The organism is Algoriphagus formosus, from assembly GCF_002807035.1.
GTDB lineage: Bacteria > Bacteroidota > Bacteroidia > Cytophagales > Cyclobacteriaceae > Algoriphagus > Algoriphagus formosus.
In genome coordinates this window covers 1503491-1516988 of record NZ_NIUC01000002.1, presented here as the reverse complement: position 1 = coordinate 1516988, position 13498 = coordinate 1503491, and the positions used below count along the sequence as shown (strand labels likewise).

11 protein-coding genes are annotated in these 13498 nt (G+C 43.2%); 6 read left to right on the top strand and 5 right to left on the bottom strand.

Going from position 1 to position 13498, the window contains the following annotated elements:
- Window positions 1–100 precede the first annotated feature (100 nt).
- The 5 genes from CDH51_RS12920 (at window position 101) to CDH51_RS12900 (ending at window position 7257) form a co-directional block, all read left to right on the top strand.
- Window positions 101–850: a segregation and condensation protein A gene (locus CDH51_RS12920; RefSeq protein ID WP_100628940.1), complete on the top strand. Its 750-nt coding sequence runs from the start codon at window positions 101–103 to the stop codon at window positions 848–850.
- Between the two features lie 2 nt (window positions 851–852).
- A complete protein-coding gene (locus tag CDH51_RS12915; protein ID WP_100628939.1) occupies window positions 853–1926 on the top strand; it encodes a lysylphosphatidylglycerol synthase transmembrane domain-containing protein in 1074 nt (357 codons plus the stop codon).
- The gene (locus tag CDH51_RS12910; RefSeq protein WP_100628938.1) at window positions 1919–4378 is read left to right on the top strand and encodes a bifunctional UDP-N-acetylmuramoyl-tripeptide:D-alanyl-D-alanine ligase/alanine racemase; all 2460 of its coding nucleotides are present in this window, start codon (window positions 1919–1921) and stop codon (window positions 4376–4378) included. The genes CDH51_RS12915 and CDH51_RS12910 overlap by 8 nt, the downstream gene beginning before the upstream one ends.
- 38 nt (window positions 4379–4416) lie before the next feature.
- Entirely contained in the window at window positions 4417–5235 is an 819-nt protein-coding gene (locus CDH51_RS12905) for an ion transporter (protein WP_100628937.1), read from the top strand.
- Between the two features lie 489 nt (window positions 5236–5724).
- Complete coding sequence (locus tag CDH51_RS12900; protein WP_100628936.1) at window positions 5725–7257, top strand: SulP family inorganic anion transporter; 1533 nt, start codon at window positions 5725–5727, stop codon at window positions 7255–7257.
- A gap of 325 nt (window positions 7258–7582) precedes the next feature.
- Here CDH51_RS12900 and tnpA read toward each other — a convergent pair whose 3' ends face one another.
- The 4 genes from tnpA to CDH51_RS12880 form a co-directional block, all read right to left on the bottom strand.
- The gene (gene tnpA / locus CDH51_RS12895) at window positions 7583–8029 is read right to left on the bottom strand and encodes an IS200/IS605 family transposase (RefSeq protein ID WP_100628935.1); all 447 of its coding nucleotides are present in this window, start codon (window positions 8027–8029) and stop codon (window positions 7583–7585) included.
- Between the two features lie 655 nt (window positions 8030–8684).
- Window positions 8685–9512: a mechanosensitive ion channel family protein gene (locus tag CDH51_RS12890; RefSeq protein ID WP_100628934.1), complete on the bottom strand. Its 828-nt coding sequence runs from the start codon at window positions 9510–9512 to the stop codon at window positions 8685–8687.
- A 33-nt stretch (window positions 9513–9545) separates the two neighbouring features.
- Entirely contained in the window at window positions 9546–10253 is a 708-nt protein-coding gene (locus tag CDH51_RS12885) for a methyltransferase domain-containing protein (RefSeq protein WP_100628933.1), read from the bottom strand.
- Entirely contained in the window at window positions 10250–11326 is a 1077-nt protein-coding gene (locus CDH51_RS12880; RefSeq protein WP_100628932.1) for a type III polyketide synthase, read from the bottom strand. The genes CDH51_RS12885 and CDH51_RS12880 overlap by 4 nt, the downstream gene beginning before the upstream one ends.
- A 79-nt stretch (window positions 11327–11405) precedes the next feature.
- Here CDH51_RS12880 and CDH51_RS12875 point away from each other — a divergent pair, with 79 nt between their 5' ends.
- A complete protein-coding gene (locus CDH51_RS12875) occupies window positions 11406–12302 on the top strand; it encodes a UbiA family prenyltransferase (RefSeq protein ID WP_100628931.1) in 897 nt (298 codons plus the stop codon).
- On the opposite strand, the gene CDH51_RS12870 is transcribed toward CDH51_RS12875, so the two are convergent.
- Window positions 12299–13414 carry an NAD(P)/FAD-dependent oxidoreductase gene (locus tag CDH51_RS12870; RefSeq protein ID WP_100629436.1) on the bottom strand — a complete coding sequence of 372 codons (1116 nt, stop codon included), beginning with the start codon at window positions 13412–13414 and terminating at the stop codon, window positions 12299–12301. The two genes, CDH51_RS12875 and CDH51_RS12870, sit on opposite strands and share 4 nt — an antisense overlap.
- Window positions 13415–13498: the final 84 nt, after the last annotated feature.

Here is a 13498-nt window from a genome sequence, read left to right as displayed (position 1 = left end):
AAATCGAGCCGCTACTCCATCTCCCCTTTTCAATTAATTTACTTTAATTGAATATCTTTGGCTATAAGTTCGCAAAATTAACCAATAATCTAAATATCCTTTGAGTTTCGAAATCAAAATACCACTTTTCGAAGGGCCTTTCGACCTCATGCTCTTTTTCATCGAGCGTGACGAATTGGATATTTACGATATTCCCATCTCCAAGATTACCAATGATTTCCTTGATTATCTCCATCATCTCGAGCGGATGGAGATCGAGGTGGCAAGCGAATTTATCTTATTTGCAGCCACGCTGATGAAAATCAAGTCACGGATGCTCCTGCCCCGACCCGAACTCAACGAAGAAGGAGAGGAAATTGATCCGAGAGAAGAACTCATTCGAAATCTTCTGGAGTACAAAAAATACAAGTCTGTCATTCAGGATTTAGCTAGTCTGGAATCCGACCGTCAGGCTAAAGAAAAGCGGGGAAATATTGCAGCCGAACTTAAATCACTTCATAAGATCGATGATGTGGATGCAGAAATGCAGCATGTGGATCTCTACAAACTGCTGAAGGTATTCCAAAAGTGCATGGCCAAAATGGCCGCTCGCAGCGAGGAAACAAAACATACGGTCATTCAGTATCCATACACTATCGAGCAACAAAAAGACTTCGTATTGGAAAAAATAAGCTTCAAGAAACAAGTTCCCTTTTCAGATTTTATTGAATACAAGCCTGATAAGATTTTTGTCATTTACACCTTTCTCGCCATTTTGGAACTCTTACAGCTCTCAGAGGTTACCATTGTCATTGGTGAAGGATATAATAATTTTTGGGTAGAAAAGACTGAGCCAATCGCTGCAGCCTAAGTATGAAGCTTGACAACAAGAAGATTTTCAAAACGCTAAACCCTAACAAGGTTTGGGTTCCGATCCTAATCGGTCTGGGCATTGTGTTCGCAATGTTTTATTTCGATCCCAATGTCAATACCAAGACTTTGAAAGGAGTCTTTGACGCTTCATTACCCTACATCTTTTTGGCGATCCTGGTAATCATTTTCAGGGATGCAGGCTACGTCTACCGAATTCGTGAAATCACCCAGCGAGAGCTAACTTGGACAAGAGCGATTTATGTCATCATCCTTTGGGAGTTTGCCTCCGCGGTGACTCCTTCCGTGGTAGGAGGTACTGCTGTCGCGATTTTCATCCTAAATAAGGAAGGAATCAAGCTAGGAAGAGCCATTTCCTTTGTCATGGTGACTGCCATCTTGGACAATTTATTCTTTGTCATCGGAGCCCCCATTATCTTATTCTTTGCCAAAGGAAACATCTTCCCAGACAGCAAAATCCTCGAAAATCAGCTTGAAAACAGTCTACAGGCAATATTTTGGATCAGCTATGGCCTCTATGCCACTTATAGCTTGATCATGGCGGCAGCCTTATTCTACAGACCACGCGTATTCAAATGGGTACTGATCAAGATATTTTCTATAAAATGGCTGCGAAAGTGGAAGCATGATGCGCAAGAATACGGCAATCAGATCATCGAAGCATCCAAGGAACTTAGTGGAAAAAAGTGGAGCTATTGGATTCCGATTATACTGGCTACGATATTTATCTGGAGCTCTAGATACTTGATGCTAAACGCGCTGATTTCAGCCTATGTCCCGCTCAGCCTCGATAATCACGTGATTGTTTTTGCCAGACAGGTGATCATGTGGATCGTAATGATGATCTCTCCGACTCCGGGAAGTTCGGGAACTGCCGAGTTTTTCTTCGGGCAGTTTTTCACCCAGTTCCTTGATGGTTACACCTTTGTGACCAGCATTCTGTGGCGTTTGCTTTCCTATTATCCCTATTTGATTTTAGGAGCCATTTTCCTTCCTAGATGGATTCGGCAGGTTTTTTTCAAAAAGAAAAAGACACCAAATCAAAGCGATGATTAAGCCTTTAAAGCTATCGGAAATTGCAAAAATCTGTGAGGGAAGCCTGTCATCCAATCAGCAGGATTTCGAAATTAATCGCATTTTCATAGATTCTCGTCAAGTATTTCAGCCATCCAAAAGTCTCTTTGTAGCCTTAAAAGGGGCAAAGGCAAATGGAGTGGATTTTATCCCTGAACTGATTGAAAAGGGCGTAAGATCCTTTATCATCCCTGATTCATTTGATCCACAGGGTCTAGATGCAAACTTTATTCGGGTAGCAAATCCTCACAAAGCATTGCAAGCAATTAGTGCTTCGCTTCGGGATCACTTTGAAAAGCCGGTCGTAGGAATCACCGGATCCAATGGAAAGACCATCGTCAAAGAATGGCTTGGCCAACTCCTACAACAAGGATTTTCTGTGGTCAAAAGTCCCAAAAGCTACAACTCACAGGTAGGCGTACCCTTATCAATTTTGGAAATCCAAGCCTATCATCAGGTTGCAATCCTGGAGGCAGGGATTTCAAAGGTAGGCGAAATGCAAGCTCTTGGAGAAATGATCAGGCCCGACTTGGGCATATTCACCAATATCGGAACGGCACATGACTCAGGCTTTCCGGACAGAAGATCCAAGATTCAGGAAAAGCTCCAGCTTTTTAAAGATTCTAAGCTTTTGATCTATTGCAGTGATCAGGAAATCGTCAGGGAGGAAATTGAAAAAAAATTCCCTGAAGGTCGATTAATAGCCTGGTCGGATAAGGAAGGAGCTGATTTCACCCGAATTGTAAAAAAAGAGGCGACCGAAACCCGACTTATTTTCATCAAAAAAGATCTGTCCACGCATACTTTCCGAACACAGCTTCGTGATACAGCTTCCCTAGAAAATATCACCCATTGCGTCGTTGCAGCAATGACTTTGGGTCTACCAGCTCAAAAGATTCAAGAAGGTCTAAGTCATCTCAAACCGGTGGACATGCGCCTGACTCTAAAGGCGGGCATACGGGATTGCTTACTGATCGATGATACTTACAATCATGACTTGGGAGGGCTGAGAGTTGCTCTGGATTTTATGAAGCAGCAGCGACCGAAGCGCAGGAAAATTTTAATTCTATCCGATTTTTTGCAGCAGGGGGAAGCAGCCCAAATCTACCAAGAGGCTTCAGAAATTTTGAAGAATCACCAATTGGACTTGATCATAGGGGTGGGCAAAGAGATTCGAACCTTAGAAAATCACCAAATCAGTTCATTCTCTTGGTTTCCAACTACCCAAAGTTTGCAAGCAGAACTCAACTCATTCAATTTCGAAAATGATCTGCTTCTGATTACCGGGGCGCGGATTTTTGAGTTTGAAAAAATTGTCAATCAGCTGCAGCAGCGAATCCATGGAACAACGCTGGAAATCAATCTGAATTCACTGACCCATAATTTCAATTTTTATAAAAAGCTCCTCAAACTCCAAACCAAGGTCATGGTCATGGTCAAAGCTTTTGCCTATGGAGGCGGGGCTCCAGAGATCGCCAATCACCTTCAGATTTTGGGAGCAGATTATTTGGCAGTTGCCTTTACGGACGAAGGAGTGGCTTTGCGGCAGCAGGGTATACACTTACCAATCATGGTTCTCAATCCCGCTGAAGAGTCCCTGAGTCTTTGTCAGGAATATCAATTGGAACCGGTAGTGTTTAGTTTGGAATTTTTTCAGCTTGTAGGAGAATGGTCCAAGCATGGAGGTCAGGCCATGAAGATTCATCTGGATTTGGATACAGGGATGCATCGATTGGGTTTTGAAAAAGCTCATATGGAGGACCTCAAAAAGCTCATTCAAGAATATCCCCAGCTTAGCATCGCGTCCATCTATACCCATTTGGCTGCTGCTGATGAGTCCCATGAAAAAGAGTATTCGATTAGTCAGTTGAAAGATTTTGAGGAAATGAGTGCAGAAATATCTGCTTTCCTACCCGAAAAACCACTGTTTCACGCACTCAACTCGGCTGGAATCGTAGCCTTTCCTGATTATCAATTTGATATGGTTCGTCTGGGCATAGGTCTCTACGGCGTGGAAGTCACCGGAAACTACTCATCCGAACTCCAATCCATCAGTCAATTGAAGACGACTATTTCTCAAATCAAAGATTTACCGGCAGGGGCAACTGTTGGATACTCTCGAAAAGGAAGACTTCCCAATGGCGGTAAAATAGCAACCTTGCCCATTGGCTATGCAGATGGCTACGACAGACGCTTCAGCAACGGTAAGGGATATGTTTTGATTAGAGGAAAGAAAGCACCTGTAATCGGAAACGTCTGTATGGATATGGTCATGATCGATGTGACCGATATCGACGCTGAAGTGGGAGATGAGGTGTTGATTTATGGAGCAGAGATTCCTCTGGCACCCCTCGCTGAGGCCATCGGAACGATTCCATATGAGCTACTAACCCACATCAGTACCCGGGTCAAGCGCGTGTACTTTTTGGACTGATCAGTAAAAACAGAAATTCATTTTTTTTATCTTCCCTCATGGAATTAACCAAAAAGCGACTTGCGCAGATTGTCTTTGATCATAATGACAAAGCTTCCCGCACATTTGATCTAGTCCTTTTAGCCCTCATATTTGGCTCCGTACTTGTTGCCGTCTTGGATTCAGTTGGCGAGCTGCATGATGTGTACGGAGACACTTTTTATATTTTGGAGCTCCTTTTCACTTTTTTGTTTACAATCGAATACATCCTTCGTATTTGGCTGACAAGCAAGACCTTTCGCTATGTTACCAGCTTTTTTGGGATTGTGGACCTTCTGGCTATCCTCCCGGTTTACCTCAGTTTTTTTGTGGTCAATATCCAGTTGCTTACCGTGGTCAGAGCACTTCGCCTTTTGCGTGTAATCCGAATATTGAAGCTTGGACGATACCTTTCTGAGGCAGATTTTATCAAGGAATCGCTGAAGGCTAGTATGGCCAAAATTCAGATATTTTTGTTCACTGTATTGACAGTGGTATTAATCATGGGAACCCTGATGTATCTCGTCGAAGGTCCGGCAGCTGGCTTCACCTCTATTCCGAGAGGGATGTATTGGGCAATTGTCACCTTGACTACTGTGGGTTTTGGAGATATCACTCCGGAGACACCCCTTGGACAGTTTATCGCATCCCTGATTATGCTTTTGGGTTATGCAATCATTGCTGTACCAACTGGGATTGTGAGTTCTGAAATGGCCAAAAGACGAAAGCCAGAAGAGATCATTCATACGAAAGCCTGCCATTCCTGCGGAGAAGAAGGACTTGGAATTCACGATCTATACTGCCGACACTGCGGTGCAGAATTGGATAAAATCCGATGATTCGGTTTTCCTGACCCTAAAAACTCCGCCCCGGTTCGTGTCTCCACGAACCAAAATAAGGATAACACTAATCAAATCGCCTCTCCGAAGCTCTGTTTATTCTATCAAATAGCTGACCCTACTATTAAAACACCTCTCTGAGGCTAAAAGCCACATTTCCATTCATTCGTGCGAAAAAATGTCACCTTCGCCAGAGGCCACTTGGATTAGACGAATATCTTTCAAAGATTTCTTCCAGACTCTAAATCGATTGCAAACAGAGATAAGCCTGATTTAAAGGGCTTTAGGCCAGTCAGATCCACCTTCTCTGTTTCAAAATTTTCTTTGGCAAAAACAATTCCATTACCTTTGCAACGCAATGATATTCTTTAAGCCCCGAAAAAAGCCACATTAATTTTTGCTATTTGTCTAAGTAGCGCTGGACTGCCAGTCTGGACCCGGGACCTCAACGCACCAAAACATTCCTCTTTCATTGATTTGAACAGCCTTATGAAGAAGTATTTCAACCTATTTGATTTTAGCCAAAAAGTAGATTACAAAACTGAAGTTCTGTCAGGATTGACCGTTGCCCTTGCTTTGATACCGGAAGCAGTTGCTTTCGCATTTATTGCGGGACTTTCTCCGCTGACCGGCTTGTATGCGGCATTTGTGATGGGCTTGGTCACTTCCATTTTTGGAGGACGTCCCGGTATGATCTCCGGTGCAACAGGAGCCATTGCAGTAGTAATCGTCACCTTAGCGGCTACGCATGGCGTGGAATACGTGTTTGGAGCAGTGGTTCTATCCGGTTTGATACAGATTCTGGCAGGTAGCCTCAAGCTGGGAAAGTTCATCCGCTTGGTTCCTCATCCGGTCATTTTTGGCTTCGTCAACGGGCTTGCCATTATCATTTTCATGTCTCAATTGGATCAGTTTAAGGGTGCAGATGGCAATTGGCTTACTGGAGAGACCTTGTATATTCTGCTTGCATTGGTACTCTTGACCATGTTGATCATTTGGGGACTTCCCAAACTCACCAAGGCTGTGCCAGCATCCTTGGCGGCTATTTTAATCGTTTTTGGAATTGTGGTAGCCTTTGGAATAGATACCAAAACAGTGGGAGACATGGCAAGTATCAAAGGTGGTTTTCCTCCTTTTCACATTCCGGCTATCCCTTTCAACTTAGAGACTTTACAAATCATCTTCCCCTACGCAGCGATTATGGCGGGGGTTGGTTTGATCGAGTCGCTTTTGACCCTCAATATTGTCGATGAAATCACCGAGACAAGAGGTCGAAGTAATAAAGAAGCCATAGCACAGGGAGCTGCCAATGTTGCTTCCGGATTCTTCTCCGGAATGGGTGGCTGCGCGATGATCGGCCAAAGCTTGATCAATGTATCTTCTGGAGCCCGAGCAAGACTTTCGGGAATTGTCGCTGCAGTGATGCTTTTGGTCTTTATCGTGTTTGGTTCTAGCCTAATCGAACAAGTACCAATGGCTGCCTTGACTGGATTGATGATAATGGTCTCGATTGGGACTTTTGAATGGGCAAGTTTCCGCACCATCACCAAAATGCCTAAAAAGGATATTTTCTTAATGTTTTTAGTCACTTTGATTACTGCTGTTCTCCATAATTTAGCTCTCGCGGTATTGATCGGGGTGATTTTGGCTGCCTTGTTTTTTGCTTGGGATAATGCCAAGCGAATCCGTGCTAGAAAGTATGTGGATGAAAAGGGCGTGAAACACTATGAAATGTTTGGGCCTTTATTTTTCGGTTCGGTGACTGCCTTCGGCGAAAAGTTTGATGTATTGAATGACCCAGAAGAGGTGATTATCGACTTTGAAGAAAGCCGGGTGGTGGATATGTCAGCAATCGAAGCACTGAATAAAATCACCGAGCGTTACCAAAAGGTGGGTAAAAAAGTCCATCTGCGTCATTTGAGTCCGGACTGTAGAAAGCTCCTTTCCAAGGCAGACCAAATCATCGATGTCAATATCATCGAAGATCCTACCTACAAGGTTTTGGTGGATGATTTGGCTTGATGGAGATTGTTGAAATGGGAGGGGGGGTACTTAGGAAGTGGGTTTCGGTAGGTAAAACTTCGACCCTGTCAGGGTCGATACGCATACGCTTATTTTTCACTTTGAATTAATGGATTTCACCCATGGCTACGCCTGAGGCACACAGGTATTAAGAGGTTTGACCTGCCTTTGCCGATAGGCAGGCCCCTCTCAGGGTCGAATTTTTCATCATAAATCGCGATGGCAAAAAGACGGTGAAGCCGTCGAACATTTGAATAGCCCTAGGTGAAACCTAGGGAAAGTGAATGGTAGCAATTAGGTTTTGGCAACCCTGAAAGGGTTGAACTCAAAGCAGGTATTTTTCATCAAATTCTATTTCATGTTCCTTCAAAAGTGACTTATATTCATCCAAAAATGAAACTTTCTGATGGTGCTCTTCCTGATTTTTGATATAATTGATTAATCGATCTTTGGCCAGATAGGACTCTGAAAATGCTCCATAACCATCTTGCCAGCCTTTGAATTTTGGAAAAATATCTTCCCTTTTGATAAAATCATCTGCTGCCAGTTTGATGTCTTTGATTAAAGAAGAAATTGAAATGGTAGGGTGAACATGTGTCAAAATATGAAGGTGATCCTCGATACCATTGATCCGGTACAAATGGCAGTTTTTATTGGTTAATAGTTGGTGGATATAGGCAAAAAGCCGCTTTTTATGGTCAAGAACTATAGTGGGTTCCCGGTGCTTGGTAGAAAAAACAAAGTGATATAAAAGTTGAGTATGTGTGGCCATAACGTATTAGTTTTGAATGAAAAAAGAATAGTTGAATTTCGGAAATGAATTGAAAAAAGGCAACAAATAAAGAAGTTCGACCCCGTAAGGGTCGGGTGATTTTGAATAGATGATGATTACCAAATCCACGGGTTTCACCCGTGGTTATTTAAAGGTTGGACCCCTTTGGGGTCAGCACTGGTGATCTTTTGAGTGATTGGAAAAAGATCCTGTAAGGATTGAACTTCTCAATAACTTGTCCATCGTGGCGGAGCCCTAGGTGAAACCTAGGAAAATAATATAGAATTCATTTTGGTTTAAGCAACCTTAAAGTGGCTGTCCCGATGAGCATAGCGATTTCGGGAGGTTGAACTCTAGGAAATGGAATTACAAATTCCATGGGATATTTGGGCGTAATTACTCCCATAGAGGTTCTGGGACTCCGCCCAGTAAAACGATTATTCTAAGCTCAGATGGGGTACAAGCTTTACGACTTGCTTGCATTTTTTTGCCCCGGTTCGTGTCTCCACGAACCTGAAAGCCTATGACTTTACTCCAGCTTTCCCAGAGCTTACCAGCCATCATCTTTTCAATCTGACATTTTCCAAATCAAATTCAGACTAAACCAAAAAAAGGAGACCCGAAAGCCTCCTTTTTTTTGAAAATGCCAATGCCATCAGTCTTTACCCTGATGCACCACTCGTTGTGGGAAAGGGATTTCAATTCCTTTCTCCTCAAAGGCAGTATTGATAGCCTCCATGGTATCGAAATACACTGGCCAAAGATCTCCGGCATCGGTCCATGCTCTGACCACCAAGTCTAGGCTACTATCGCCAAAATTATTCAAGAAAACTACCGGCTCTGGATCCTGATGTACCCGCTTATCATTTTTGAAAATATCCAGGATAGTCTCTCTTGCTACCTTGATATTGGTACCATAAGCCACTCCCACTGTCAAATCAGCTCTTCGGGTTTCCTGCGTGCTCATATTGACTACATCCGAATTTGCCAGCCCACCATTGGGGATGATGATTTCTTTGTTGTCAAAAGTGGTCATTCGGGTATAAATAATCCCGATTTGCTTGACTACCCCTGTATGTCCTTGGGCGACGATCACATCTCCAGACTTGAATGGTTTAAATACCAAGATCAAGACTCCGCCAGCAAAATTGGAAAGGGATCCCTGCAGCGACAGACCGATGGCCAAACCTGCAGCACCTAAAATCGCCACAAAAGAGGTCAAGGGAACTCCCAAGACGGTAGCAATTCCAATAAAAAGGGAAACATACAGCGCAGCTTTTACCACGCCACTTAAGAAGTTATTCAATGAGGGATTCTTGTCACGCTTTTCCAGCACTCTATTGAAACCCTTGAGAATCTTACCAATTATAAATCGACCTACCAGGTAAAATAAGGCCGCATAGATCAATTTGGGAATAATAAGCCACACAAGATCTATCCCTTGTGCAATAAGTGAATCGACCATTTCTGGTGTAATTTCCATACTATTTGATTTTAAGTTAAAGTAAATTCTATTTCAAACAGAAATCACCACTTGCCATCGAAACGCCCAAAACCAACGGAGCGAAAAATCGGATATTCCCGCTTGACCCAAAATATTATTCCAATCTTGGCGACTAAAACTTCTCAGCACCGAAAGGGGCGCATCGTTCACAACCATCGGGGATTTACTGAATCCCTTGGTCAAAAGTCGAATGCTATGATAAGCTAGGGGATGTCTGTGCAGGTCATTGATGACGATCCCAAGATTGGCCTTTTGAAGCAAAGTACTAAGCAAGGCCACTAATTCGCTATCCGTAAAATGATGGGTGAAAAGGGTGCAAGTAATGATGTCCGCCTTTTCTTCCACAAATGCCTCTTCAAAGACATTTTGTACCGACAAATTTATAGAAGGTTTGTCAGATAATCTAGTTTTGGCGAGATCAATGATGTTTGGATTGGCGTCAACTCCCTCAAAATCTATGTTTTGACTGTTTTTGACTGCCCAATCATCCATGACACGCAACATATCTCCACCTCCACAGCCTATATCCACTACCTTCCACCGGCCCTTTGGCGGTGCCGCATTGATTAATTTTTGAATTCCATCGGTAGTGACATGATTCCCTCCTAGCCAGCGATTGATTGTCTTGAGTTCCTTTAAAGTTTGCTCCAAAACCTCACCTTCACATTCCAGATCATCCATCCACTCTTTCTGCGTACTTCTTTGGGAGAAATCAATCATGATTTAGCAAGCAAAAGTGTCTCTAGTGTCAGTCCCGGACCAAAACCCATACTCAGTATGTCTCCTGAAAGTGACTGATCCGAAAGCATAGCATGCAGCACAAATAAAATAGTAACGGAAGACATATTGCCAAACTGCCGAAGAATGCCCATGGCATGTTGGTTACACTTAGGATCAAAGCCAAAGGCCTCTTGGACCTTTTCCAAAATTTGCTTTCCACCAGGATGTACGGCAAAATTTCGAATCTTTGAAAGCTTGAACCGGTTTTCAAATTCAGCCTTCAATTGCTCCACTCCTTCATTCAAAATCCCGGGGACATATTTGCTGAGTGACATTTCAAATCCAAAATCGCCGATACTCCAAGCCATATCCTTGGCTCCCTGTGAAAGGATGGCGCAAGAATAGTCTTTGATTTCAAAGCCTTCCGCCTGATTGGAAAGCAAGGCCGCAGCCGCTCCATCTCCAAACAGAGAATTAGCCAATAAATTATCTTCTGTGTACGCTTTCTGAAAATGCAGAGTACAAAGTTCTACTGCTACTAAAAGCACCTTGGCATCCGGCTCGGCGCGAAGGATTTTATCGGCTAATTTGATTCCTGAAAAGGCTGCATAGCAACCCATAAAATGAATGCAATAGCGTTCTGTGGCCGGATTCATCCCCAGCGCTTCCATCAATTGCATCTCGACCCCGGGAGCAAGCATGCCTGTGCAAGACACCAAGATCATATGCGTGATTTCACTAGGCTGAACCTCAGAATCTTTTAGACAGTTTTGGACAGCTTCCAGCGAAATCTTCGGTGCCTCTTTGGCGAAAACATCCATCCGGGCTTTTGTACCTGGAAAGGGTTCTAGGGTTTCATTTTTTGGAAAAAAAGAGAAATCCTCCACCGAGTCCTGCTCAAAATCTTCCAGCACACTGTAGCGACTTTGAATACCTGACTTTCGATATAAAAAATCAAGTTTCCTCCCTTCCAAAGCATCCAATCCATGAGCAATTTTCATGAATTTGGCGATGGATTCTTGGGCAACAGGACTGCCGGGATTGGCCCGACCGATACGATTGATAAAAGGCATGCAGGTAAGTTAGCGGATAATCTTTACATTAGAAGCACTTCTTAGGAAACCTAAATTTAACGCAAAGGTTATTCATTCTATGATTACCCGATCCAGTATTCTTCACCTCCGCATCCCTTTTTCACTCTTTTTGATGCCGGTATTTCTGTTTGCTTTGGGACTTACACCAAATCTCAATGAAAGTAGGTTATTGTATGTTTTCTTAGCCTTACATCTTTTTCTCTACCCTTCTTCCAATGGATACAACAGCTACTATGACAAGGATACTGAGAGCATTGGAGGTTTGAAAAAACCACCCACTGTCACCAAAGACCTATGGGCCTTATCCATGGTTTTTTTCCTGATGGCCATTGGTTTAGGATGGCTGATCAACTGGGAATTTGCAAGTATGATTCTCGTCTATGGACTTGTCAGCATGGCCTATTCACATCCTTCCATCCGGCTAAAGAAATACCCTTGGCTAAGTTGGCTAATCGCCGGCCTTTTTCAGGGCTATTTTACCTTTGCCATGGCCTATGCGGGACTGAGTGATTTTGGATGGGATGTGATAGTTAAGTCCCATGTAGTGATCCCGGGATTTCTTACCTCTTTGATGCTTTGGGGGAATTACCCCCTCACACAAGTCTATCAGCACTCCGAGGATGCAAGACGTGGGGATATGACTTTAAGTAGAAAACTGGGAATAATCGGGACCTTTTCCTTTTCAGCATTATTCTTCACACTTACCGGAGCAGGATTTGGCTGGTATTTTCTAGATAAGGGTCTAGAGCCTATACTTTGGGTATTCTTGGGAGCCATGGCACCCATCGTACTGTATTTCTTGATTTGGTTTGCCTTTGTCCGCAAACAGCCTGATCGCTATGCTACTTACTCCTGGGCGATGGGAATGAATTGGATTTCGGCGATCGTTTTGAATGCTTTCTTCATCTATTTCTTCTTGGAATACACCCAAGTGATGCAGGTGTTTGGGTATTAAAAAGGCTCTCCGTGAGTATTTTGAATTATTTTTCTGGAGAAATAGGGATAGTCAGCCAAAAGCTTTCGGGCGAAAGATGAAGTCATATTCGATCCAAAAAGTCGCTGAAGCCACCTTCCTAGAGTGAGGCGATTTTCAAAATGCTCCTTCCATAATTTTCGGTAATTTGATTCGATTTCTTCCCGGTTGTCAAATTGGTCTAGAGTCTCAGCCACCAAATAAGCAGCATGAATAGCCATCGCCATTCCATTTCCATTGAGCGGGGTGATGAGGCCAGCAGAATCTCCTGTCATCAGGATATGCTGCTCCACTGGCGATTTCTTCTCGAAAGAAATCTCGTTGATGACTTCAGGTTTGTCAAAAAGAAACTCAGCTTCCTGAAAAATCCGATTCAAATGGGGGTTTTTCCATAAAATTTCCCGCTCCATATCAGGGATAGAACCATATTTCCGTAAATCCTCTCTTCTACCCAAGTAGCAAAGATTAAAGCGATCACCTTCTACTGCATTGATACCGCAATAGCCCCGCTTGAAATTGTGCAAAGCCACCACATTTCTTGGCCGATCGATCCGGATATGGTATTTGACACCAATAAAGGGAGAACGCTTTTGCGTAAAAGCCCGCCCCATTTCTGAATCAATCCGAGACCGCTTTCCAAAAGCACCAATGACATAATCAAAAGAAAAAGTCTTCCCATCAGCCAAAGTAACTTCAAATAAGCTTCCTTCATCAATAAAAGTCACTTCTTGAACCTGAATACCCGTATGAATAGTTGCCCCGGCGGCCTTTGCTTTTTGAAATAAAAAATCATCTAGGACAAAGCGACTGATACCAATTCCTCCTAGATCCAAATCAGCCAAGACATTCTGCCCATAAGTATCCGAAAACTCAAAAGTATCGATTTGTGGAATATGCAAGGATTCTGGAAATAGACTTTCACGCTTGAGGAAATCGACCACTTCATTGGATAGGTATTCACCGCAAACACGATGAAACGGATAGTTTTTTTTCTCAAAAAGCTGGACCGAATGTCCGTTTTTGGCCAGTAGATATGCAGAAACCAAGCCGGCAAGCCCTCCCCCTACAATTCCAATATTTTTCCTAATTCCCAAGGTTCTGCCTTTAATTTTAATTATTAACCGCCCATCAAATAATAAGTTCGGATGGGTGCACAAGCTTAATTTTGAAAGTTACTT

Coding starts and splice junctions, on each gene's coding strand:
- CDH51_RS12915 (WP_100628939.1), top strand. CDS start 853: ATGAAGCTTGACAACAAGAAGATTTTCAAAACGCTAAACCCTAACAAG.
- CDH51_RS12910 (WP_100628938.1), top strand. CDS start 1,919: ATGATTAAGCCTTTAAAGCTATCGGAAATTGCAAAAATCTGTGAGGGA.
- CDH51_RS12905 (WP_100628937.1), top strand. CDS start 4,417: ATGGAATTAACCAAAAAGCGACTTGCGCAGATTGTCTTTGATCATAAT.
- CDH51_RS12900 (WP_100628936.1), top strand. CDS start 5,725: ATGAAGAAGTATTTCAACCTATTTGATTTTAGCCAAAAAGTAGATTAC.
- tnpA (WP_100628935.1), bottom strand. CDS start 8,029: ATGGCCACACATACTCAACTTTTATATCACTTTGTTTTTTCTACCAAG.
- CDH51_RS12890 (WP_100628934.1), bottom strand. CDS start 9,512: ATGGAAATTACACCAGAAATGGTCGATTCACTTATTGCACAAGGGATA.
- CDH51_RS12885 (WP_100628933.1), bottom strand. CDS start 10,253: ATGATTGATTTCTCCCAAAGAAGTACGCAGAAAGAGTGGATGGATGAT.
- CDH51_RS12880 (WP_100628932.1), bottom strand. CDS start 11,326: ATGCCTTTTATCAATCGTATCGGTCGGGCCAATCCCGGCAGTCCTGTT.
- CDH51_RS12875 (WP_100628931.1), top strand. CDS start 11,406: ATGATTACCCGATCCAGTATTCTTCACCTCCGCATCCCTTTTTCACTC.